The following is a 22,870-nucleotide window of genomic DNA, read 5'->3' on the forward strand; positions in this document are numbered from 1 at the left end:
GTGATAGTCCTTGCTAAAACGCATTCATCATACAATTAAACCTAGAAATGTGCCACGGATCACATCATGAATTTTGAGCATACCAGACATTCCAGAATGGAACGTCCGGCATTTCCACAAATGGACAGCCTCCCGTTTAAATGCCAGTATTTGTTTTATTTATGAATCAAGTGATTAAGCATCACGACGCAGGAGATACTCAATGTCGTCAATCATCATTAAAACCGCCGATGAGCTTGCCCGGCAACGGCATGCCGGGGAGCTGCTGGCCTCCGTCTTTACCATGTTAGACGGCTTTATCGCACCCGGCGTCACGACGATGGCGATTAACAATCAGGTTGAAGATTTTATTGTGAATCAACTCCATTCCCGTCCGGCCAGCAAAGGTCAGTATGATTTCCCCTATGTGCTGAATACCTCTATTAACGAGGTGGTATGCCACGGTATTCCCAAAGCGTCCGAGCACCTGAAATCGGGCTCAATTGTGAATGTGGATATCACTCTTGAGAAAGACGGCATGATTGCCGACTCCAGTAAAATGTACCTGATTGGTGAGGTATCACCGCTGGCGCGTCGACTGGTGAAAAAGACCTATGAAGCCATGTGGAAAGGGATCAAGGTCGTGAAGCCCGGCGCGACGCTGGGGGACATTGGTCACGCCATCCAGACGCACGTCGAAGGTAACGGTTACAGCGTGGTGCGCGAATATTGCGGACACGGCGTAGGTAAAGAGATGCACGAAGATCCGCAGGTGCTGCACTACGGTAAGCCGGGTGAAGGGGCAGTTCTGCAGGAAGGGATGGTGTTTACCATTGAGCCGATGGTGAATCAGGGCGACAGCCGGCTCAAAACCAAAAAAGATGGCTGGACGGTGGTCACCCGCGATAAAAAACTGTCCGCACAGTGGGAGCATACTATTGCCGTGACGGCCGATGGCTTCGAGGTGTTGACGCTGCGTCCGGAAGAGACGATCCCGGAATAACGCCCGGGCTTTCCACATACCTGCAGAGCGGCTACTATAGCGCGTCTTTTTTCACAGGTACTCTGAATGCGTGTTTTACTGGCCCCAATGGAAGGCGTGCTCGACTCCCTCGTGCGCGAGCTTCTGACCGAGGTGAACGATTACGATCTCTGCGTGACGGAATTTCTGCGCGTGGTCGATATGTTGTTGCCGGTAAAATCCTTCTTCCGCCTATGTCCCGAGCTGCACAACCAGAGCCGGACCTCTTCCGGCACGCTGGTGCGTATACAGCTGCTCGGCCAGTATCCGGAATGGCTGGCGGAAAACGCCGCCCGCGCGGTTGAACTGGGCTCTTACGGCGTGGATCTCAACTGCGGCTGTCCGTCGAAGCTGGTGAACGGCAGCGGCGGCGGGGCGACGCTGCTGAAAGATCCTGAGCTGATTTACCGTGGCGCGAAAGCGATGCGTGAGGCCGTGCCCTCGCAGTTGCCGGTGACGGTTAAGGTACGCCTGGGATGGGACAGCGACGCGCGGCAGTTTGAAATCGCCGATGCGGTACAGCAGGCCGGGGCCACCGAGCTGGTGGTGCATGGCCGCACCAAAGACGATGGCTATAAAGCCGAGCGCATTAACTGGCAGGCGATCGGTGAGATCCGCAAACGCCTCACCATTCCGGTGATCGCTAACGGCGAAATCTGGGATTACGAGAGCGCACAGGCCTGTCTGAACGCCACCGGCTGTGATGCGGTGATGATTGGTCGCGGCGCGCTGAATGTGCCCAACCTCAGCCGGGTGGTAAAATATAACGAGCCGCGTATGCCGTGGCCAGACGTCGTCACGCTGCTGCAAAAATACAGCCGTCTGGAAAAGCAGGGCGACACCGGTTTGTATCACGTGGCGCGCATTAAACAGTGGCTGAGTTATTTACGCAAAGAGTACGATGAAGCGCTGGGATTATTTCAGGAGATCCGGACATTACAAACTTCTACGGATATTGCCCGGGTGATCCAGTCTAAATAATAAGCGTTAAATCGCTCACACTTTTATAAACCGGAAAACAGTTCAGGTTTTCAACGTGGCACGACGGTGTTAAGGTGCCACTGTTTTTAACGCAGGATTGTTACTGGTTAACAGGCAAAACCTAAGCGTTTCACAGCATTCTCGCTGTGGAGCGCTTAGGTTTTTTTTTTGCCTGTCATTTACGCAGGAGAGAAATTTGGCTTAGCGCTTTTCACTGATTTTAAAAAATGAAATATCGACAGGAAATAGAAAAATTTCCTGCGACCGGTTACGCACTAAATACTCAAACACAGGTTGTTATAATGGCATATAAAAATAAACTCTATGCGTTCGCCTTATTGACCATATCCCCACTGTCGATGGCGCAAGACTGGAACGGAACGGTATTAGGCTTTGAGGCTCCACCGGCTCCCCTTCTCGGCGAAATGCTCGGCGTCCGTCAAATCCTCAACGATAACGGCTTTACGTACAATCTCGGCTATTTGAATGAGATCGGCTGGAACGGCGGCGGGGGCTATAACCACGATCCCCACGTGGCGTATATCGACCAGTTTGCGCTGACCTTTAACCAGGATCTGGAGCGCTGGACCGGCATTCCCGATGCCCGCATTGAGGGGAACATCGTCAACCGCAACCACAATGACGATCTCACCACCAAACGGGTGCAGGACCCGCGCGTTAACTTTAACGACCTGACCCAGGAGAGCTGGGGCGGGCAGTCGATTACCCGCCTGGGCTGGCTCACTTTTGCCCGCAGCTTTGACGACCGGCGTCTGACCTGGCGCATCGGGATGATGAACAAGGTGCAGACTTTTGACCAGATCATCCCCTGTGATTTCCAGCTGCTGTCGCAGTGCGGCGGGAAGTCTGCCAACTCGCTGACATGGAACAACTGGAACGTGCACACCTGGGGCACCACGCTGGAGTACAAGGTCACGCCAGTAGTCACCTTAAAAGGCGGGGTGATGGAGCAGAACCCGAATGCCTCCAGCCGCAGCCACGCATGGAGCTGGTCAACAAAGGGCAGCAAAGGGGTCTTACTGCCGGTTGAAATCGAAGCGCGCCCGCTGATTAACGGCCTGCCTGGCGCGTACAACCTGGGCGTGGTGTTTACCAACGCGCCGCAAACCGATCTCTATCGCGGCAAATCCGGCGGCGCGGGCGCCTCCGACCCGGCCGGTTATGACACGCACAACCGCACCTGGTTTATGTACGCCGGTCTTAACCAGCAGATAACGCAGCATCAGGATGACCCGAATCGCGGGTTGAGCACCTCGTTCAGCATGAGCCTTGCTGATCAAAGTACCAACTATATGCACCAGGTTTACGCCGCCTCGCTGCGCTACCGCGGGCTGTTTGATGCGCGGCCGGAAGACTGGATTGGCTTCGGCTTAACCTGGATTGATATGAGCAGCCAGTACGCGCGCAACCAGCGCTACCAGAACAGCCTGAGCGGCGTCGCGGACTATAACAATCCGGCATATCACCCGGTGCCGGGCCATTCCCTGAACGGCGAGTTTTACTATCGCTTCCGCCCGGTGTCATGGCTTGAGCTGCAGCCGGGCATTCAGTACTGGCACCATCCGGGAGGTGTTTCCCGCACGCAGGATGCCTGGGTAACGGAGCTGAAAACGGTGGTGAGCTTCTGATATCACCGTAGCAAGTTCGATCCGCGTCACGTTTCTGACGCGTGAGGCATTGAGGCTACGAATGAAACTGATAGAGTGCCAGAACTGGATTGTTACTGCTTCGGCAGGCAAAACCTGATTTTCTGGCATCTGCCGGAGGTCAGGTTTTTTTGTTTCTGGGGTTCCGATGAAAATCGCCAAAATTCTTAATAACAATGTGGTGGTTGTTCAGGATGAACGCGGATGTGAACAGGTGGTGATGGGGCGCGGGCTGGCTTTCCAGAAACGCGTCGGTGATGACCTGGATACCGCGATGATTGAAAAGGTGTTTGCGCTACAAAGCGATGAGCTGGTGCGTCGACTCGGGGAGCTGCTGAACCAGATCCCGCTGGACGTGATGACCACCTGCGATCGCATCATTGGGATGGCGGCGCAGCGGCTGGGTAAATTGCAGGACAGTTTGTATATCACGCTAACGGACCACTGCTACTTTGCGATTGAGCGCCAGAAGAAAGGACTGGCCATCAAGAACGTGCTGCTGTGGGATATCAAGCGGCTGTATCCGAAGGAGTTCGAATTAGGGCAGGAGGCGCGGGCCATTATCGCCAGACGCCTGAACGTCGAACTGGAGGAGGATGAGGCCGGGTTTATCGCCCTGCACCTGGTGACCGCGCAGCTGAACAGCGAAATGCCGGACGTGATGCACGTGACGCGGGTGATGCAGGAGATCCTGCAGCTGGTGAAGTATCAACTGCAGCTTGAGTATGACGAAGAGTCGATCAGCTATCAGCGTTTTGTCACTCACCTGAAGTTTTTTGCCCAGCGGATGCTCACCCGCACGGTGGTGGAAGACGACGATATCTCGCTGCATACGGCGGTAAAGGACAACTACGCGAAAGCGTGGAAATGCGCCGAGAAAATCGCCCAGCATTTGCATAAAAGCTATCAGCGCGAGCTGACAACCGAAGAAATTATGTTCCTCGCCATTCATATTGAGCGGGTGAGAAAAGAGGGGCGTTAAGCCTCAAAACGGGATTGTTACTGCATCACGCAGGCAAAACCCGAGCGCGGCCTTCGCAAGGAGGCCGTTCTCGGGTTTTTTTATTTTTTGTACTCAGTCAACAGGTGCCTGCGGGCATCGGATGTAAGGAAATCGAGATGGAATACCAGGCTTTAGCGAAGGATATTCTCGGCCACGTTGGCGGAAAAGAGAACATCGTCAGTCTTGTACACTGCGCCACCCGGCTTCGCTTCAAACTGAAAGAGAATCAAAAAGCGGATGCGGAAGGGCTCAAGAAAAACCCGGGCGTGATCATGGTGGTCGAAAGCGGCGGCCAGTTTCAGGTAGTGATTGGTAACCACGTTCACGACGTCTGGCAGGCGGTGCGCAATGAAGCGGGGCTGAGCGATGATGCGCCCGTCGTGGAAGAGAAGGGTGAAAAAGGCAATCTGCTGGGCCGGCTGATTGACATCGTCTCCGGGATTTTCACGCCGTTTATCGGCATTCTGGCGGCGTCCGGTATTCTGAAAGGATTGCTGGCGCTGGCCGTGGTCTGCGGCTGGCTCACCACCGAAAGCGGTACCTATAAAATCTGGTTCGCCGCCAGCGACGCGCTGTTCTTCTTCTTCCCGCTGGTGCTGGGCTATACCGCCGGGAAAAAATTCGGCGGCAACCCGTTTATTACCATGGTGATCGGCGGAGCGCTCACCCATCCGATGATGATTGCGGCGTTTAACGCCAGCCAGCAGCCGGGCGCGGTATCCGAAGTCTTTTTGGGCATCCCTGTCACCTGGTTCAACTACAGTTCATCGGTGATCCCGATTATTCTCGCCTCGTGGGTGAGCTGCTGGCTGGAAAAGCAGAGCACGAAGCTGCTGCCTTCCTCTATGAAAAACTTCTTCGCGCCGCTGATCTGTCTGGGCGTGACCGTGCCGCTGACTTTCCTCGTTATCGGGCCACTTGCGACCTGGCTGAGCCAGATGCTGGCGAACGGCTATCAGAGCATCTACGTTCTGGCGCCGTGGCTGGCGGGAGCGGCAATGGGGGCGCTGTGGCAGGTCTGTGTCATTTTTGGCCTGCACTGGGGGCTGGTACCGCTGATGATTAACAACCTCGCGGTGCTGGGACATGATTCCATGCTGCCAATGCTCTTGCCCGCAGTGTTTGGCCAGGTGGGCGCAGCGCTCGGGATCTTCCTGCGCACCCGCGATGCCCGCCAGAAGATGCTGGCCGGTTCGTCCGTCACGGCGGGGATATTTGGTATCACCGAACCGGCGGTCTACGGTGTGAACCTGCCGCTACGCCGTCCGTTTATCTTTGGCTGCGTGGCGGGCGCTATCGGCGGTGCCATTGTCGGCTTCAGCGATACCCACGTTTACTCTTTCGGCTTCGCTAATATCTTTACCATCGCCCAGATGATCCCGCCGGGTGGGGTGAACGCTACGCTGTGGGGGGGCGTGATCGGCACCGTGGTGGCGCTGGTACTCAGCTGCGGCCTGACGCTTCTGGCCGGAATGCCGGGTCGCACAGCGCCGGAAGTTGCGGTTACGGCAGGGGAAAACGGGGTCTTATCCCCGATGACCGGCACCGTTCTGGCGCTTGAACAGGTGCCAGATACCACGTTTGCCAGCGGCCTGCTGGGCAGCGGTGCCGCCATTATTCCTTCCGATAACAAAGTGATTGCCCCGTTTGCCGGCGTGGTGGCCTCGCTGTTCCAGACCAAACACGCCATCGGCCTGCTCAGCGACAGCGGCATTGAAGTGTTGATCCACGTGGGTATCGACACCGTGAAGCTCGACGGTAAGCCGTTTACCGCCCACGTGAAGGTGGGCGACAAAGTTCAGCCGGGCGACCTGCTGCTGGAGTTTGACCGTCAGGCGATTATCGATGCCGGATACGACCTGGCGACCCCGATTATTATCAGTAACAGCGACGAGTATCGCGAGGTGGTGACCGTGGCGGCAACGTCCGTTAACGCCGGTGCGCCGTTACTCAGCGTAAGCCATCAATAACAGGAGAACGTGATGAAAACTTTCCCGGACGATTTTTTATGGGGCGGCGCGGTTGCCGCGAATCAGGTAGAAGGCGCGTATCTGGAGGATGGAAAAGGGCTGTCCACCTCAGACGTTCAGCCGCAGGGGGTCTTCGGCCCGGTGGTTGAACGCGTCCCCGGGGACAGCGGCATAAAAGATGTCGCCATCGACTTCTATCATCGCTACCCGGAAGACATCAAGCTGTTCGCTGAGATGGGCTTCAGCTGCCTGCGCGTCTCCATTGCCTGGACGCGTATCTTCCCGAGCGGTGACGAGCAGCAGCCGAACGAGGCGGGGCTGGCGTTTTACGACCGGCTGTTTGACGAGCTGGCCGCGCACAGCATTACTCCGCTGGTGACGCTGTCCCACTACGAAATGCCGTGGGGGCTGGTGAAGCAGTACGGCGGATGGGGCAGCCGTCAGACCATTGGGTTCTTCGAGCGCTACGCCCGTACCGTGTTTGCGCGCTACAAAGAGAAGGTGAAGCTCTGGCTGACCTTCAACGAGATCAATATGTCTCTGCACGCGCCGATGACCGGCGTGGGTCTGCCGGAAACCAGCAGCAAAGGGGAGGTGTACCAGGCAATCCACCACCAGCTGGTGGCCAGCGCGCTGGCTGTGAAGGCCTGCCACGAAATCATCCCGGATGCCAGAATCGGCAACATGCTGCTGGGCGGCCTGATGTATCCGCTGACCTGCAAGCCGGAAGATGTTCTGGAGACGCTGCAGGAAAACCGCGCGTGGCAATTCTTTGGCGACGTGCAGTGCCGCGGCGCCTACCCGGGGTATATGCAGCGCTTCTTCCGCGACAACGGAATTCAGCTTGAGGTCACGGATGCCGACCGCGAGGCGCTGAAATCGACCGTTGATTTTATCTCATTCAGCTACTACATGACGGGCTGCGTCACCGCAGATGAGGCTCTCAACCAGCAGGCGCGCGGCAATATCCTGAGCATGGTACCCAACCCGCATCTGGCAAGTTCCGAATGGGGCTGGCAGATTGACCCGCTCGGCCTGCGTACCCTGTTAAACGTGCTCTGGGATCGCTACCAGAAGCCGTTGTTTATTGTGGAAAATGGTCTGGGGGCGAAGGATAAACCGGATGCTGACGGCGTGGTGCAGGATGATTACCGCATCAGCTACCTCAACGACCATCTGGTACAGGTGCGTGAAGCGATTGAAGACGGCGTTGAGGTGATGGGCTATACCAGCTGGGGGCCAATCGACCTGGTGAGCGCGTCTAAAGCTGAACTCTCTAAGCGTTACGGCTTTATTTACGTCGATCGCGATGACAGCGGAAAAGGCACGCTGGCGCGCAGCCGTAAGAAAAGTTTCTACTGGTATAAAGAGGTTATTGCCACGAAAGGCGCTTCGCTGAAAGTGTAATGAAGAGATCAACCTGACAGGGGAAGTGAACGTTGTCGGGTTGATTATTTTTTATTTGCATAATTAAATCCAAATAATAATTTTGGTGAATATTTTTCCGTATATTTAAATATATGACAATTTGCGCTTTGCCACGCATTACTAAAAAAATAAGCAGCATCAGGCGTAATTTGCGCCTTTATTTTTTGCGTGAATGGCGTAATGAAACGTTTTCTTATTTTATCTCTGAGTGCTCCACTGACATTTATTCTCTTCGGCTGCGCGCCGCAACATGCCACGGTATCCGCTATTCAAACCCAGCCGGTCACGGCGTCGGTGAATACGGTTCTGAATCATCAGGACTGGCCGAAAAATGAGTGGTGGAAAACGTATAACGATCCTCAGCTAACCGGGCTTATTGCGAAAGCACTGAACGATGCGCCGGATATGCAGATTGCCCGTCAGCGCATTACGCTCGCTGAAGCCCAGGCAAAAGCCGCTATGGCCGCCGACGGTCCGCAGATTGATTTTTCAGCGGATGCTGAACGTCAGAAAATGTCCGCGGAAGGGCTGATGGGGCCCTTTGCCATTACCGACCCGGCTGCAGGCACCACCGGGCCGTGGTACACCAACGGCACCTTTGGCCTGACTGCAGGCTGGGATCTCGATCTGTGGGGGAAAAATCGTGCGCAGGTCGAAGCCCGAATTGGCAAAGTGAATGCGCAAAAAGCGGAGCTGGAGCAGACCCGACAGCTGCTGGCCAGCAGCGTGGCGCGGCTCTACTGGGAGTGGCAAACTCAGGCCGCCGCGGGGGAGATCCTCGCGCAGATTAAACGCGAGCAGGGCAACATTATTGGCGCCGACCGCGAGCTATATCAGCACGGGATCACCTCCTCCGTGGAAGGGGTCGAAACCGATATCAACGCCAGCAAAACCGAAGAGCAACTGGCGGAAGTCAACGGGAAGATGAAAGCCGTAGAGGCGCGTCTGGTCGCGCTGACCAATTCCTCTTCCATAACGCTTACGCGGCACGCGCTGCCGACGGGCGAGGCTGCGTTACCGGCGACGCTGGGATATGAACTGCTGGCACGCCGCCCGGATCTTCAGGAGGCGCACTGGTATATCGAAGCCTCCATGAGCGAGGTAGAGGCCGCCAGAGCGGCTTTCTATCCTGACGTGAACCTGATGGCTTTCTTACAGCAGGACGCGCTCCACCTGAGCGATCTGTTTCGCGCTTCAGCGCAGCAGATGGGCGTGACCGCCGGGCTGACGCTGCCGATTTTCGACAGCGGCAGGCTGAACGCGAGCCTGGATATCGCTCAGGCGCAGAACAATCTCTCGGTGGCGAACTACAACAAAGCGGTGGTAGAGGCTGTCAATCAGGTGGCTCGTACGGCCAGTGAAGTTGAAACCCTGACGGCGAAGAACCGCCAGCAGCAGCAGGTTGAAAAAGATGCGGCACGGGTGGTGGCGCTGGCGCAGGCGCGTTTTAGCGCAGGTATTATTGCGGGCTCCCGGGTCAGTGAAGCCAGAATACCGGCCCTCAAAGAACATCTCGCCGGCGTGATGCTGAAAGGCCAGTATATCGACGCCACGCTGCAGCTGACGTCGGCGCTGGGCGGCGGCTATCATCATGGCTAAAAATGGCCATTATCTATACTTACCTCTTTGTAGTTTTTCAGGAGGTGAGTATGACCAGAGTAGCGATTGTTACCGCATCGGATTCCGGGATTGGTAAAACTACGGCCCTGATGCTGGCCGGGCGTGGGTTTGATATTGGCGTCACCTGGCACTCGGATGAGCAAGGGGCGCTGGAAACCTGTCGTGAGGTCGAAGCGCAGGGGCAGCGCGCAGAGGCCATCCATCTTGATTTAAGCACGCTGCCGGAAGGTGCAGAGGCCATTGAAACGCTGATTGCGCGTTTTGGTCGGCTGGACGTGCTGGTTAACAATGCAGGTGCGATGACCAAAGCGCCTTTCCTGGAGATGCCGTTTGACGACTGGCGGAACATTTTCACCGTCGACGTGGACGGCGCGTTTCTTTGTTCGCAAATTGCCGCACGTCAGATGGTGAAGCAGGGGGAAGGGGGGCGGATTGTCAATATCACCTCGGTACATGAGCACACGCCGCTGCCGGAGGCCAGCGCCTACACGGCGGCAAAACATGCCCTCGGCGGGTTAACCAAATCCATGGCAATGGAACTGGTTAAGCACAACATTCTGGTGAACGCCGTCGCCCCGGGCGCCATTGCCACACCGATGAATGACATGGATGACAGCGAAGTGAAGGAAGGTTCAATGCCGGAAATTCCGCTGGCAAGACCGGGCCACACGAAAGAGATCGCCAGCCTGGTGGCGTGGCTGTGCGACAGCGACGCCAGCTATACGACGGGGCAATCGTTTATTGTTGACGGAGGGTTTATGCTGGCGAACCCGCAGTTTAAGCCGGAGAGGTAAGTTTCCCCTCACCCCTGTGGGAGAGGACCGGAGTGAGGGCAGCAGGCTGCACTCACTCTTCATCCCGCGTTTTTTCCCGATGCTTCAGCCACAGCCTGACCCCGATCACCGCCACAACCACCAGGATCAACCACGCCCAGTGCTTCAGGTGCTGATCGAGATTATGCAGCCACGGGGCAATCACTTCGCCACCCACGTAACCGAGCGTCGTAAAAATTAGCGCCCAGGCAATCGCGCCAACAATATTGAGCGGCAGGAAAATTTTTGGCGGCAGATGGCTGGCGCCGATCAGTATCGGGCCAATGATGCGAAAGCCATACATAAAGCGCGTGCCAATAACGAACAGATAGGGATGGCGTTGAATGAGCCGCTGAGCGCGCCGGATTTTCTTCTGATGCTTTGCGAAACGCCTGAGCAGCGTTGGCCCGAAACGCAGCCCCAGAAAATAGAGCAGCTGATCGCCAATCATGCCCCCGAGCGCGACCGCGGCGACGACCAGCGGGAATTTCAGCAACCCCTGATGCGCGGCGACACCGCCCAACAACGTGACCGTTTCGCCTTCTGCCACGCTACCGATGACCAGCGCGGCGTATCCATATTGTTCAATAAGACTGTTGATATCCATTACGTGAACGTTATCTCCCTCTGCATTCCCTCGTTAATCATATACCCCATGAATCAACAGCGGGGAAATCAACGGAAATTTCCCACTGTACATAAAATAATCTAAAGCCTGCATTATACTTAAGGTATCGATGACGGGCCGACAACAAGGGGGCGCTATGAACCATGTCTGGGGACTTTTCTCCCATCCCGATCGTGAGATGCATGTCATTAAAAGTGAGAACGAAACGGTCTCGCATCATTACACGCACCATGTGCTGCTGATGGCTGCGGTGCCGGTAATATGCGCCTTTATTGGAACAACACAAATCGGCTGGAACTTCGGTGATGGCACCGTGGTCCAGCTTTCATGGTTTACCGGGCTTTATCTGGCCATCGTTTTTTATGGCCTGATGCTGGCGGGTGTGGCGGTCATGGGGCGCGTCATACACTGGATGGCGCGTAACTATCCGCAACGTCCATCGCTGGCGCACTGTATGGTCTTCGCCGGGTATGTCGCGACCCCGCTGTTCTTAAGCGGTATTGTCGCGCTCTATCCACTGGTCTGGCTGTGCGCGCTGATCGGTACTATTGCCCTCTTTTACACCGGTTATCTGCTGTATCTGGGGGTCCCTACCTTCCTGAATATCAATAAAGAAGAGGGCCTGAGCTTCTCCAGCTCAACGCTCGCCATCGGCGTGCTGGTCCTGGAGGCGCTACTGGCGCTGACGGTCATCCTTTGGGGTTATGGATACCGTCTCTTCTAAGCTCACTGCATTGCTGGCGTAAATGCCAGCAATGCAGCATCTGTTCACGATTATCCGCTGGCGACAACGCCCGGTGACCGCTATGATGCCGAAGCCAGCCTGTGTTTATCCGTCGACGCAGGCGGTGTACGTCATAACGTGCGTGAATAATTATCAGAAGTCTCACCATGCTGAAATTCCGAGTTTCTTTACTTAGCCTGGCGCTGCTGCTGGGCGCGTCCGCTGCCGTGCCAGCCGTCGCCAAAACGCCCGCGGTGACCGCCGCTGCTGCCCAGCCGCAAATTGCGTCCGGCAGCGCGATGATTGTTGATCTCAACACCAATAAGGTGATTTACGCCAGCCATCCGGACCTGGTGCGCCCGATCGCCTCGATTACCAAATTAATGACCGCGATGGTGGTGCTTGATGCCCATCTGCCGCTGGACGAAAAGCTGAAAGTGGATATCAGCCACACGCCGGAGATGAAAGGGATCTACTCCCGCGTGCGACTGAACAGTGAAATCAGCCGTAAGAATATGCTGCTGCTGGCGCTGATGTCGTCTGAAAACCGCGCTGCGGCGAGCCTGGCGCACCACTATCCGGGCGGCTACGACGCGTTTATCCGCGCGATGAACGCAAAAGCCAAATCACTGGGGATGACCAATACGCATTATGTTGAGCCGACGGGTCTGTCGATCAGCAACGTCTCCACGGCCCGCGATCTGACGAAACTGCTGATCGCCAGCAAACAGTACCCGCTGATTGGACAGCTCAGTACCACCCGTGAAGAGATGGCGACCTTTGCGAACCCGGCCTACACGCTGCCGTTCCGCAATACTAACCATCTGGTTTACCGGGATAACTGGAATATTCAGTTAACGAAAACTGGCTTTACCAACGCGGCAGGACACTGTCTGGTGATGCGCACGGTATTTAACGGTAAGCCCGTGGCGCTGGTGGTGATGGATGCCTTTGGCAAATATACCCACTTTGCCGATGCCAGCCGTCTGCGCACCTGGATTGAGACAGGGAAAGTGCAGCCAGTCCCGGCTGCGGCATTGACGTATAAAAAGCAAAAAGCGGAACAGATGGCAACGGCGCAGAACGACTGAGCCGTCTGTCAGTGCCGGGTGGCGGCTTCGCCTTACCCGGCCTACAAAGACCTCGATACGTAGGCCCGGTAAGCGAAGCGCCACCGGGCGAAAGCGCCTACTCTGGCAGCGTCCAGTCTCCATCGTTGAGCGGGCGCTGCATAATCACCGTATCCCGCCAGTCGCCTTTCTTATATCCCACGCTGCGCATCTGGCCGACAATCTCGAAGCCGTGTTTTTTATGCAGCCGCAACGAGCCGGCATTATTATTGCCATCTCCCACCACGGCAACCATCTGGCGCCACGGGCCTTGTTCGCAGCGTTCAATCAGCGCAGACATTAATGCCGAGCCAAAACCGCGCCCGGTAATGCTGGCATCCACGTAAATAGACTCTTCCAGGGTATAGCGGTAGGCCTGTCGCGGACGGTACGGGGTGGCGTAGCAATAGCCCACGACAATGCCGCGATACAGCGCAATAAGCCACGGTAAACCGTTCTCAGCCACGCTTTTCATACGATGACGCATTTCATCGACGGTGGGGGGGACCTCTTCAAATGACGCGCGTCCGTGAAGCACATGCCAGGCATAGATGGCGGCGATGGCATGCACATCATCGGGAAGGGCATCGCGCACTTCCAGTTCGGTCTCGGATAAAACATCAACAGCCGACATGATGTGCCTGCTCCTCGTTATAGAAAGCCGGAGAAACGTTTCTCCGGCGACAGGCAGTTACTCTATTACGATTAAGGAGCGCTTAACAATCTCTCAAATTTGGCTGTAGGAATTAATCAGACGCTTGCGTAATCTGCTGCTCCGTATCGGCACTCTCTTTCCAGTATTTATTCCGCGTTGTTTTACCGATGCCGGGATTCATGCTGTTTGTAGGGTCATTCTCGCGATAAAACTGCTTAAGTGCGTCAGGGGCTTTATAAAGATGCCCGACGTTGTGTTCCGCAGGATATTGTGCGCCACGTTCACGTAACAGGGCGAGCATCTGCTCCTTCAGCGCGTGCGCATCGACCCCTTTTTTGACAATGTAGTCCTGATGGAAGACGTAACACATAAAGTGGCCGTAATAGAGTTTGTGAACCAGCTTGCTGTCAATTTCCGGCGGCAGGTGTTCAAACCACTCGGTGTCGTTACGTCGCAGGGCGATATCCAGCGCCAGAATATCTTCCACCTCTTCTGAATGTACCGCCTGATAACGAATGGCGGCTCCAGCGGCGGCAAAACGGTGCAGGAACGCTTTGCTGCCTTCTTCAGGCGTACAGGCAAAGAAATCCCCTTCGGCGGTTTTGAAGAATTCGCTCAGCCAGGTCTGCGCTTCGGCAATGCCGTCCCCGGCCATTTTCAGCAGCAGATGATGCTCATATTTATCGCGCCAGGTTTTCATTCTCTGGGGTAAATGCGCCGGGAAAACGTTACCCAGCTTTTGCATAAAGCGGTCGGTGAAGTGGGGTTTGAACAGCGACACTTTCTCCAGCATCGCATCGGTACGGCCCTTCATGGTGAAGAAGAACGGCATTTTGTCGGTGCCGAGCTTGTCGATCATCAGGAAGGTATCTTTGCCGTAGCGCTCGGCAATGTCGTAAATGTCCCGGTGCATGTACTCACCCGCCACGGGCAGGTGGGTGAATTCGCCCAGAATATGACGGCGGATCTCCGTCAGGACCTCAGGCTGATTGGTACCGATGTAAAACACCTGCTGTTTTTTCTCTGCCGGGAAGGTGTCGAGACGCACCGCAAAAACGGCCAGCTTGCCCGCGCAGCCGGAGGATTCAAACAGGCGATCCGGATCGGCGTTGTAACGCGCCGGCGTATCGGCTTCGATATTCCTTACGCGGGTCACGTAATCGTGATCGTGCGCATGACGCCCGTCGTGCTGAACGTCTTCATCCTTCACGCGATCGTCGTCGAGCTTGCTGAGGATCTGTTCCGGCGTCACGCCCAGATCGATGCCCAGATGGTTAACCAGCGTCAGCTTGCCGTTTTCATCAATACGGGCAAACAGCGACATCTCGGTGTAGGCCGGGCCGCGCTGCACCAGCGAGCCGCCGGAGTTATTGCAGATCCCACCAACCACCGAGGCGCCAATGCAGGAGGAACCGATCACCGAGTGCGGTTCACGGCCCAGCGGCTTAAGCGCTTTTTCCAGGGAGTAGAGCGTCGTGCCGGGGAACGCGAGCACCTGCTCGCCTTTATCCAGCAGGTGCAGCTTGTCGAGGCGCAGGGTGCTGATGATCACGATGTCACGATCGTAATCGTTGCCGTTCGGCGTTGAACCTTCGGTCAGGCCGGTGTTGGCCGCCTGCATTAAAATAATCTTGTCTGCGGCGACGCAGGCGCTTAGCACGCGCCACAGTTCCAGGAGCGTGCCGGGGAAAACCACCGCCAGCGCCTCGCCCTGGCCGGAGCGGAAGCCCTTGCGGTAGCGGGCGGTTTTGGCCGGGTCGGTAAGCAGGTGAGAGGAGCCAACCAGGCGCGACAGTTCGTTAATAAAAGTCGTGTTATCGTTTGTTCGAACAGAAGACATCTTCCACTCCTTGTGGTGGGGCAAATTTCTCGCTGTAAAGCATAGCGCGATTAACTGTTAAGCGGTCGAGTATTCACGAAGATAATCAGAGAAAAATCAGAGAATAACCCTGCAACGTTCAGAGGGTTTATGGCACACTGCGCTTTTCGCACGGTTTGGCCGAGATCTTCCGGCGGTTATTGATGAGAGAGTAAAACGACATGAAATGGCTATGTTCTGTAGGTGTCGCCGTCAGCCTGGCACTGCAACCTGCGCTGGCAGAGGATTTGTTTGGCAATCACCCGCTCACGCCTGAAGCACGGGACGCGTTTGTCACGGAATTGCTCAAGAAAATGACGGTCGATGAGAAGATCGGCCAGCTGCGTCTTATCAGCGTCGGCCCGGATAACCCGAAAGAGGCCATCCGCGAGATGATCAAAGACGGGCAGGTAGGGGCCATCTTTAATACCGTCACCCGCCAGGATATCCGCAAGATGCAGGATCAGGCGATGGATCTCAGCCGCCTGAAAATTCCTCTGTTCTTCGCCTATGATGTGGTGCACGGCCAGCGTACCGTCTTCCCCATCAGCCTCGGCTTAGCCTCCTCCTTTAACCTCGACGCGGTGAAAACCGTCGGGCGTGTGTCTGCTTATGAAGCCGCGGACGATGGCCTGAACATGACCTGGGCACCGATGGTCGACGTCTCGCGCGATCCGCGCTGGGGGCGTGCATCGGAAGGCTTTGGTGAAGACACCTTTTTAACCTCCACGATGGGTAAAACCATGGTGGAAGCGATGCAGGGCAAAAGCCCGGCGGATCGCTACTCGGTGATGACCAGCGTCAAGCACTTTGCGGCCTACGGCGCGGTTGAAGGCGGTAAAGAGTACAACACCGTCGACATGAGCCCGCAGCGCCTGTTTAACGACTACATGCCGCCGTATAAGGCAGGGCTGGATGCAGGCAGCGGCGCGGTGATGGTGGCGCTGAACTCGCTGAACGGCACGCCTGCGACGTCTGATTCCTGGCTGCTGAAAGACGTGCTGCGCGATCGGTGGGGCTTCAAGGGCATTACCGTTTCTGACCACGGGGCGATTAAAGAGCTGATCAAACACGGCACGGCTTCCGACCCGGAAGACGCGGTGCGCGTCGCGCTCAAGTCCGGCATTAACATGAGCATGAGCGACGAGTACTACAGCAAATACCTGCCGGGGCTGGTGAAGAGCGGCAAGGTGACCATGGCGGAGCTGGACGATGCCGCGCGCCACGTGCTGAACGTGAAATACGACATGGGTCTGTTTAACGATCCGTACAGCCATCTGGGCCCGAAAGATTCTGACCCGGCAGATACCAATGCCGAAACACGTCTGCACCGTAAAGAGGCCCGTGACGTGGCGCGCGAAAGTCTGGTGCTGCTGAAGAACCGCCTCGACACGCTGCCGCTGAAAAAATCCGGCACCATTGCCGTGGTGGGCCCGCTGGCCGACAGCAAGCGCGATGTCATGGGCAGCTGGTCTGCCGCAGGCGTGGCTGACCAGTCCGTGACCGTGCTGACCGGTATCAAGAGTGCGGTCGGTGAAAACGCCAAAGTGCTGTATGCCAAAGGCGCGAACGTCACCAACGATAAAGACATCGTGACTTTCCTCAACCAGTACGAGGAAGCGGTGAAGGTCGATCCGCGCACTTCGAAGGAGATGATCGACGAGGCGGTGAATACCGCGAAACAGTCTGACGTCGTTGTCGCGGTCGTGGGTGAAGCGCAGGGGATGGCGCACGAAGCCTCCAGCCGTACCGATATTACCATTCCGCAGAGCCAGCGCGATCTGATCGCCGCCCTGAAAGCGACCGGCAAGCCGCTGGTGCTGGTGCTGATGAACGGTCGTCCGCTGGCGCTGGTGAAAGAAGATCAGCAGGCTGACGCTATTCTGGAAACCTGGTTTGCCGGTACCGAAGGCGGTAACGCCATCGCCGACGTGCTGTTTGGTGATTACAACCCGTCGGGCAAGCTGCCGATGTCCTTCCCGCGCTCCGTCGGACAGATCCCGGTCTACTACAGCCACCTGAACACCGGTCGTCCGTACAACGCCGACAAGCCGAACAAGTACACCTCGCGCTACTTCGATGAAGCCAACGGCCCGCTGTATCCGTTTGGTTACGGCCTGAGCTACACCACCTTTAAGGTCTCTGAGGTGAAAATGTCTGCGCCAACCCTGAAGCGTGATGGCAACGTCACCGCCAGCGTCGAGGTGACCAACACCGGCAAGCGCGAAGGGGCGACGGTTATCCAGATGTACGTTCAGGACGTGACTGCCTCCATGAGCCGTCCGGTGAAACAGCTGCGCGGCTTTGAGAAGGTCACTCTGAAACCTGGCGAAACCAAAACCATCAGCTTCCCGATTGACGTGGATGCGCTGAAGTTCTGGAACCAGCAGATGAAATACGATGCGGAACCGGGCAAGTTCAATGTCTTTATCGGCGTGGATTCCGCCCGCGTGAATAAAGGCGAGTTCGAGCTGCTGTAACCTTTCCTTCCTTTGCCTCCCCCATCCTGCGGGGAGGCGTCTTACCTTATGCTAAAAAGGCATTTTGACGGTTAATTCCGCCGTTTTAAGCTACGCTTTTCTCTCAAGCCTCTGAAAAAGGCAGCAAAAAAAATGAGGATAGTGGAATGACGATTGCAAAGGGGATGTTGGGATCTGCGGTGCTGCTGGCGGCGCTGAGTCTGCCGCTACAGGCGGCGGAGCCGGTAAAAGTGGGCTCAAAGATCGATACCGAAGGCGCGCTGCTCGGCAATATTATTTTGCAGGTGCTGGAAAGCCACGGCGTGAAAACCGTCAATAAAGTCCAGCTCGGCACCACGCCTGTCGTGCGCGGCGCGATTACCTCCGGCGAGCTGGATATCTACCCGGAATACACCGGCAACGGCGCGTTCTTCTTCAAACAGGAAAACGATCCGGCATGGAAAAATGCCAAAGCCGGGTATGAGAAAGTCAAAAAACTCGACGCGGAGCAGAACAAACTGGTCTGGCTGACCCCGGCCCCGGCCAACAATACCTGGACTATCGCGGTGCGCAAGGACGTGGCGGAGAAAGGGAAGCTGACCTCGCTTGCGGATCTCAGCCGCTATCTGAAAGAGAAGGGCGACTTTAAGCTTGCAGCGTCCGCGGAATTTATCGAGCGTCCTGACGCGCTGCCCGCGTTTGAAAAAGCCTACGGCTTCAAGCTCGATCAGCCGCAGTTGCTCTCTCTGGCAGGTGGGGATACCGCGGTGACCATCAAAGCGGCGGCGCAGCAAACCTCTGGCGTTAACGCGGCCATGGCCTACGGTACCGACGGCCCGGTGGCGGCGCTTGGCCTGCAAACCCTGACCGATCCAAAAGGCGTACAGCCGATTTACGCCCCAGCTCCGGTTGTGCGTGAGGCAGTGCTGAAAGCGTATCCGCAGATTGCCGACTGGCTTAAACCGGTCTTCAAGAAGCTGGATGAAAAAACGCTGCAACAGCTGAATGCCAGCATTGCCGTCGAGGGGCTGGATGCCAAAAAAGTGGCCGCCGACTTCCTGAAACAACAAGGGCTTGTGAAGTAACGGGAAAGGGCTGTGCCAATAAAATGTCATAACCGCGTACTGCTGCTGTTGGCCTGCGTGGCCATCGCTGCAGTCGCGCTGCCGTTTGTGAATGTTGCCCCTAACCGCCTGATGTCAGGGGAAGGACGCTCTCTCTGGGAAGTGTGGTCGTTTACGCCGTGGTGTCTGGCGGCGGCGCTGGGCGCGTGGGTCGCGCTAACGCTCTGGCAAGGCCGCACGGCGCAGTGGCTGACGCTGCTCCTCGCCGAAGGGCTGTTTATCATCCTGTTCTGGGGCGCCGGGCTGGCGGCAACGCATATGGCGTCGGCGGAAAGCCCGCTGGCGAGAACCACGGTGGGCAGCGGCCTCTGGCTGTGGCTGGCGCTGTGTCTGCTGGCCTGCAGCGATGCCATTCGTCGACTCATCTCCAGCGCCGTCTGGCGCTGGGTGCTCAACGCACAGATATGGTGTATTCCATTGTTCCTGCTGTTCAGCGGTGAGCTGAACAATCTCTCGCTGTTAAAAGAGTATGCCAACCGTCAGGAGGTGTTTGATGATGCCCTGGCGCAACACCTGACGATCCTCTTCGGCACGCTCTTTCCGGCGCTTCTGCTCGGGATACCCCTGGGCATGTGGTGCTATCGCCATCCTTCACGTCAGGGCGGGGTCTTCGCCGTGCTCAATGTTATCCAGACCATTCCTTCCGTCGCGCTGTTTGGTCTGCTGATTGCGCCCCTTGCCGGGCTGGTGAAGTCGTTTCCTGTCCTGGGAGTGCTGGGAATAGCCGGGACGGGGTTAACGCCTGCTCTTATCGCGCTGGTGCTGTACGCGCTGTTGCCGCTGGTGCGCGGCGTGGTCGCGGGCCTAAGCCAGGTCGCGCCGGATGTGCTGGAAAGCGCCCATGCGATGGGAATGAGCGCGCGGCAGTGTTTCTGGAAGATTCAGCTCCCGCTGGCGCTGCCTCTGCTGCTGCGCAGCCTGCGGGTGGTGGCGGTACAAACCGTTGGCATGGCGGTGATTGCGGCGCTGATTGGCGCGGGTGGCTTTGGCGCGCTGGTGTTCCAGGGGCTGCTGAGCAGCGCCCTGGATCTGGTGTTATTAGGCGTGGTTCCCACTATTGCGCTGGCGGTTGTCGTCGACGCGCTGTTTGCCTTATGGCTCGCGCTGCTCAGGAGAAGAGCCAATGATTGAATTTCATGATGTCAGTAAAACCTTTGCCGGCCGCCCGGCGGCGAGCCATCTGAACCTGAACTTTGCCGAGGGCGCGTTTTCCGTGCTGATTGGCACCTCCGGGTCGGGAAAATCCACCACGCTAAAGATGATCAACCGTCTGGTTGAGCATGACAGCGGCTTGATCCGCTTTGCCGGAGAAGAGATCCGCAGCCTGCCGGTGCTGGAGCTGCGTCGCCGGATGGGGTATGCCATTCAGTCTATCGGCCTGTTTCCGCACTGGACGGTGGCGCAGAACATTGCCACCGTGCTGCAGCTGGAGAAATGGTCGCGGGCTAAAATCACTGACCGTGTTGATGAACTGATGTCTCTGCTGGGGCTGGAGCCCGCGTTGCGTGACCGCTATCCGCACCAGCTTTCCGGTGGCCAACAGCAGCGCGTGGGCGTGGCGCGCGCGCTGGCGGCCAACCCGCAGGTGCTGCTGATGGATGAACCCTTCGGCGCGCTGGACCCGGTTACGCGCGGGGCGCTTCAGGCGGAGATGACCCGCATTCACCGCATTCTCGGACGCACGATCGTTCTCGTGACGCACGATATTGATGAAGCTCTGCGCCTGGCCGACCATCTGGTGCTGATGGATCATGGCGAAGTGGTGCAGCAGGGCTCGCCGCTTGAGCTGTTAACATGGCCGAAGAACGACTTTGTGCGTGAGTTTTTTGGCCGCAGCGAGCTGGGCGTCAGGCTGCTCTCTCTGCGGACGGTCGGCGATTATATGCGTCGGGAGGCGGTGCCGGTGAGCGGTGAACCGTTGCAGGAGCAAATGAGCCTGCGGGATGCCCTCTCCGCGTTTGTCGCGCGCCAGTGCGAGGTATTGCCCGTTTCGGACGCCCGCGGGACGCCGTGCGGAACCTTACATTTTCGCGATCTGCTGGCAGGGGAGGTGACGCGTGAAGGCACTGCGTGATCCGCTCCTCTGGCTGGTAGCGCTCTTTATCGCCTTACTGTTTCTGATGCCGCACAGCGCGGCGCTGTTTAACGCCATTTTCCCGGGGCTGCCGCGGCCAGTGTATCAGCAGGAGAGCTTTATTAATCTCGCCCTGGCGCATCTCTGGCTGGTGGCGCTCTCAAGCGCCATTGCGGTTGTGCTGGGCACAGGTGCTGGCATCGCGGTCACGCGGCCGGCGGGCCGGGAGTTTCGTCCGCTGGTAGAGACAATTGCGGCCATTGGACAGACGTTTCCGCCGGTGGCGGTACTGGCGATAGCGGTTCCGGTGATGGGCTTTGGCCAGCAGCCTGCCATTATTGCGCTGATTCTGTATGGCGTATTGCCGGTGCTGCAGGGCACGCTGGCGGGTCTCGCGGCGGTACCTGCCTCAGTGCTGAGCGTGGCAGAAGGGATGGGGATGAGCCGCGGGCAGCGGCTGCGCAAGGTTGAACTGCCGCTTGCTGCACCGGTTATCATTGCCGGGATCCGCACGTCGGTGATCGTTAACATCGGAACGGCAGCCATTGCGTCTACGGTCGGTGCTAATACGCTGGGAACGCCGATTATTATCGGCCTGAGCGGGTTTAATACGGCTTACATTGTGCAGGGGGCTGTGCTGGTCGCGCTGGCGGCAATCGTCGTCGATCGCCTTTTTGAGCGGCTGGCACTGTACCTCAGCCGACACCGCCGCGAACAATAAACGAGTACCCTGCCAGCATTACGCCGCCGATACCGCTCACGGCCATCAGGACAAAAAGGGTAATAATGGCCAGTTTGGTTGCCTTCATCATGTGCTCCTGTTGTTAACGGAGCAATTATACGGTGAAGCGCAGCTGTTAATGAACCATTAAATGCCGTTATGGCTCATCCGGCCCAAGGGAATAAACCGGATAACCATTCTCACGCCATTGTGCCAGCAGCTGTTGCTGTGAGGCGGACGGTACTTCGCCACACCAGACCAGCAGAGTCTGGCCGTCAAAAAACTCGGGCTTAAGCTGCGCCAGCGAGTGCGCAAGGACATCCACGCGCCAGCCCTTTTGGGTCGCAATCCACGCTTCCAGCCACAGGCGGGTGGTATCGTGCACGTTCCAGCCGACCACCAGCGCATCTTTTCCTGCCTTGTTCTTCGCCGAGGCAAGGCAGACAGCGATGTAGTTGATCAGCACCCCATCAAGAAGGCTGAGCAGCGCCTGCAGCGTAGACTGCTGGCACTGCAGGCGTCGACGGAGCGGAATGAAAAGATGGGTGATCAGCGTCTGTGCCGGGTAATCGCGGCCCAGCTCTTTTATCCATGCGCGCAGGCGCTGCAGATTGCCCGCCTGCAGAAGCCGCAGCAGGGTTTCCTGTTGTTCTCGCCAGAGGTGCTGCGTGTCAGGATCGTCGTGGCTCAGCAGGGATTTCACTTTCCCGACCTGCACCCCGTTGTCGATCCAGCTTTTGATCTCGCGGATGCGGTCGATGTCGGCATCATTAAAAAGGCGATGCCCGCCGTCTGTTCTCTGCGGTTTGAGTAATCCATACCGTCGCTGCCACGCCCGTAGGGTAACGGGATTGATATCACAAAGGAGTGCCACTTCACCTATCGTGTAAAGCGCCATATTCGCCCCCTGGCTTACGCGTCCCCAGCTTAACTGTAGACCCACTTTGCCGAACCAGGAAGGATTGATTGTTTTTTGCACAAAGAATGCGAAGCTCATGCGATGTTCTGAAAAAGGTGTGATAACGGACACGATTTTG

General features: G+C 57.0%; 19 protein-coding genes and 1 pseudogene. 15 read left to right on the forward strand and 5 right to left on the reverse strand.

The window, feature by feature from the left end; genetic code table 11:
- Positions 1 to 202 precede the first annotated feature (202 nt).
- From map to E3U32_RS04970, 8 genes and pseudogenes are all read left to right on the forward strand, one after another.
- On the forward strand, positions 203 to 982 hold the full coding sequence (gene map / locus E3U32_RS04935) for a type I methionyl aminopeptidase (protein ID WP_134347860.1): 780 nt from the start codon (positions 203 to 205) through the stop codon (positions 980 to 982).
- A gap of 66 nt (positions 983 to 1,048) precedes the next feature.
- On the forward strand, positions 1,049 to 1,981 hold the full coding sequence (gene dusC, locus E3U32_RS04940; RefSeq protein ID WP_134347861.1) for a tRNA dihydrouridine(16) synthase DusC: 933 nt from the start codon (positions 1,049 to 1,051) through the stop codon (positions 1,979 to 1,981).
- 359 nt (positions 1,982 to 2,340) lie between these two features.
- Entirely contained in the window at positions 2,341 to 3,630 is a 1,290-nt protein-coding gene (locus tag E3U32_RS04945) for a carbohydrate porin (protein WP_407057613.1), read from the forward strand.
- A gap of 166 nt (positions 3,631 to 3,796) precedes the next feature.
- The gene (gene licT, locus E3U32_RS04950; protein WP_134347863.1) at positions 3,797 to 4,630 is read left to right on the forward strand and encodes a BglG family transcription antiterminator LicT; all 834 of its coding nucleotides are present in this window, start codon (positions 3,797 to 3,799) and stop codon (positions 4,628 to 4,630) included.
- 24 nt (positions 4,631 to 4,654) lie between these two features.
- Positions 4,655 to 6,621, forward strand: a pseudogene (gene bglF, locus E3U32_RS04955) (PTS beta-glucoside transporter subunit IIABC).
- 12 nt (positions 6,622 to 6,633) lie between these two features.
- Complete coding sequence (locus E3U32_RS04960) at positions 6,634 to 8,028, forward strand: glycoside hydrolase family 1 protein (protein WP_134347865.1); 1,395 nt, start codon at positions 6,634 to 6,636, stop codon at positions 8,026 to 8,028.
- A gap of 201 nt (positions 8,029 to 8,229) precedes the next feature.
- Positions 8,230 to 9,648 carry a multidrug resistance outer membrane protein MdtQ gene (gene mdtQ / locus E3U32_RS04965; RefSeq protein WP_134347866.1) on the forward strand — a complete coding sequence of 473 codons (1,419 nt, stop codon included), beginning with the start codon at positions 8,230 to 8,232 and terminating at the stop codon, positions 9,646 to 9,648.
- 50 nt (positions 9,649 to 9,698) lie between these two features.
- Positions 9,699 to 10,463 (forward strand): SDR family oxidoreductase, encoded by a 765-nt coding sequence (locus E3U32_RS04970; RefSeq protein ID WP_134347867.1) that lies wholly within the window; start codon positions 9,699 to 9,701, stop codon positions 10,461 to 10,463.
- Positions 10,464 to 10,515: 52 nt separating this feature from the next.
- On the opposite strand, the gene E3U32_RS04975 is transcribed toward E3U32_RS04970, so the two are convergent.
- The gene (locus E3U32_RS04975; RefSeq protein ID WP_134347868.1) at positions 10,516 to 11,088 is read right to left on the reverse strand and encodes a DedA family protein; all 573 of its coding nucleotides are present in this window, start codon (positions 11,086 to 11,088) and stop codon (positions 10,516 to 10,518) included.
- 157 nt (positions 11,089 to 11,245) lie between these two features.
- On the opposite strand from E3U32_RS04975, the gene E3U32_RS04980 reads away from it, so the two are divergent.
- Both E3U32_RS04980 and pbpG read left to right on the forward strand, forming a co-directional pair.
- Complete coding sequence (locus E3U32_RS04980; protein ID WP_023312454.1) at positions 11,246 to 11,833, forward strand: Yip1 family protein; 588 nt, start codon at positions 11,246 to 11,248, stop codon at positions 11,831 to 11,833.
- A gap of 167 nt (positions 11,834 to 12,000) precedes the next feature.
- On the forward strand, positions 12,001 to 12,924 hold the full coding sequence (gene pbpG, locus E3U32_RS04985; RefSeq protein ID WP_134347869.1) for a D-alanyl-D-alanine endopeptidase: 924 nt from the start codon (positions 12,001 to 12,003) through the stop codon (positions 12,922 to 12,924).
- A 97-nt stretch (positions 12,925 to 13,021) separates the two neighbouring features.
- On the opposite strand, the gene E3U32_RS04990 is transcribed toward pbpG, so the two are convergent.
- Positions 13,022 to 13,576 carry a GNAT family N-acetyltransferase gene (locus E3U32_RS04990; RefSeq protein WP_134347870.1) on the reverse strand — a complete coding sequence of 185 codons (555 nt, stop codon included), beginning with the start codon at positions 13,574 to 13,576 and terminating at the stop codon, positions 13,022 to 13,024.
- Between the two features lie 112 nt (positions 13,577 to 13,688).
- The gene (gene dld / locus E3U32_RS04995) at positions 13,689 to 15,437 is read right to left on the reverse strand and encodes a D-lactate dehydrogenase (RefSeq protein WP_134347871.1); all 1,749 of its coding nucleotides are present in this window, start codon (positions 15,435 to 15,437) and stop codon (positions 13,689 to 13,691) included.
- Positions 15,438 to 15,637: 200 nt separating this feature from the next.
- Between dld and bglX the strand changes: the two genes are divergently transcribed.
- From bglX to E3U32_RS05020, 5 genes are all read left to right on the forward strand, one after another.
- The gene (bglX, locus tag E3U32_RS05000) at positions 15,638 to 17,935 is read left to right on the forward strand and encodes a beta-glucosidase BglX (RefSeq protein WP_134347872.1); all 2,298 of its coding nucleotides are present in this window, start codon (positions 15,638 to 15,640) and stop codon (positions 17,933 to 17,935) included.
- A 146-nt stretch (positions 17,936 to 18,081) separates the two neighbouring features.
- Entirely contained in the window at positions 18,082 to 18,999 is a 918-nt protein-coding gene (osmF, locus tag E3U32_RS05005; RefSeq protein WP_134347873.1) for a glycine betaine ABC transporter substrate-binding protein OsmF, read from the forward strand.
- 12 nt (positions 19,000 to 19,011) lie between these two features.
- Complete coding sequence (locus tag E3U32_RS05010) at positions 19,012 to 20,169, forward strand: ABC transporter permease (protein ID WP_134347874.1); 1,158 nt, start codon at positions 19,012 to 19,014, stop codon at positions 20,167 to 20,169.
- A complete protein-coding gene (locus E3U32_RS05015) occupies positions 20,162 to 21,112 on the forward strand; it encodes an ABC transporter ATP-binding protein (protein WP_134347875.1) in 951 nt (316 codons plus the stop codon). Before E3U32_RS05010 ends, E3U32_RS05015 begins: the two co-directional genes overlap by 8 nt.
- A complete protein-coding gene (locus E3U32_RS05020; protein ID WP_134347876.1) occupies positions 21,096 to 21,833 on the forward strand; it encodes an ABC transporter permease in 738 nt (245 codons plus the stop codon). Before E3U32_RS05015 ends, E3U32_RS05020 begins: the two co-directional genes overlap by 17 nt.
- On the opposite strand, the gene E3U32_RS05025 is transcribed toward E3U32_RS05020, so the two are convergent.
- Both E3U32_RS05025 and mlrA read right to left on the reverse strand, forming a co-directional pair.
- Positions 21,808 to 21,921 (reverse strand): protein YohO, encoded by a 114-nt coding sequence (locus E3U32_RS05025; protein WP_008500895.1) that lies wholly within the window; start codon positions 21,919 to 21,921, stop codon positions 21,808 to 21,810. The genes E3U32_RS05020 and E3U32_RS05025 overlap by 26 nt on opposite strands.
- Positions 21,922 to 21,990: 69 nt before the next feature.
- Entirely contained in the window at positions 21,991 to 22,731 is a 741-nt protein-coding gene (gene mlrA, locus E3U32_RS05030; RefSeq protein ID WP_134348075.1) for an HTH-type transcriptional regulator MlrA, read from the reverse strand.
- Positions 22,732 to 22,870 lie beyond the last annotated feature (139 nt).

This window comes from Lelliottia nimipressuralis, from assembly GCF_004402045.1.
In the GTDB taxonomy this organism is placed as follows: Bacteria; Pseudomonadota; Gammaproteobacteria; order Enterobacterales; family Enterobacteriaceae; genus Enterobacter; species Enterobacter chinensis.

Coding starts and splice junctions, on each gene's coding strand:
- pbpG (WP_134347869.1), top strand. CDS start 12,001: ATGCTGAAATTCCGAGTTTCTTTACTTAGCCTGGCGCTGCTGCTGGGC.
- E3U32_RS04945 (WP_407057613.1), top strand. CDS start 2,341: ATGGCGCAAGACTGGAACGGAACGGTATTAGGCTTTGAGGCTCCACCG.
- E3U32_RS04970 (WP_134347867.1), top strand. CDS start 9,699: ATGACCAGAGTAGCGATTGTTACCGCATCGGATTCCGGGATTGGTAAA.
- mdtQ (WP_134347866.1), top strand. CDS start 8,230: ATGAAACGTTTTCTTATTTTATCTCTGAGTGCTCCACTGACATTTATT.
- map (WP_134347860.1), top strand. CDS start 203: ATGTCGTCAATCATCATTAAAACCGCCGATGAGCTTGCCCGGCAACGG.
- E3U32_RS05025 (WP_008500895.1), bottom strand. CDS start 21,921: ATGAAGGCAACCAAACTGGCCATTATTACCCTTTTTGTCCTGATGGCC.
- E3U32_RS04975 (WP_134347868.1), bottom strand. CDS start 11,088: ATGGATATCAACAGTCTTATTGAACAATATGGATACGCCGCGCTGGTC.
- E3U32_RS04960 (WP_134347865.1), top strand. CDS start 6,634: ATGAAAACTTTCCCGGACGATTTTTTATGGGGCGGCGCGGTTGCCGCG.
- dld (WP_134347871.1), bottom strand. CDS start 15,437: ATGTCTTCTGTTCGAACAAACGATAACACGACTTTTATTAACGAACTG.
- bglX (WP_134347872.1), top strand. CDS start 15,638: ATGAAATGGCTATGTTCTGTAGGTGTCGCCGTCAGCCTGGCACTGCAA.
- dusC (WP_134347861.1), top strand. CDS start 1,049: ATGCGTGTTTTACTGGCCCCAATGGAAGGCGTGCTCGACTCCCTCGTG.
- E3U32_RS04980 (WP_023312454.1), top strand. CDS start 11,246: ATGAACCATGTCTGGGGACTTTTCTCCCATCCCGATCGTGAGATGCAT.
- mlrA (WP_134348075.1), bottom strand. CDS start 22,731: ATGGCGCTTTACACGATAGGTGAAGTGGCACTCCTTTGTGATATCAAT.
- osmF (WP_134347873.1), top strand. CDS start 18,082: ATGACGATTGCAAAGGGGATGTTGGGATCTGCGGTGCTGCTGGCGGCG.
- E3U32_RS05015 (WP_134347875.1), top strand. CDS start 20,162: ATGATTGAATTTCATGATGTCAGTAAAACCTTTGCCGGCCGCCCGGCG.
- E3U32_RS04990 (WP_134347870.1), bottom strand. CDS start 13,576: ATGTCGGCTGTTGATGTTTTATCCGAGACCGAACTGGAAGTGCGCGAT.
- licT (WP_134347863.1), top strand. CDS start 3,797: ATGAAAATCGCCAAAATTCTTAATAACAATGTGGTGGTTGTTCAGGAT.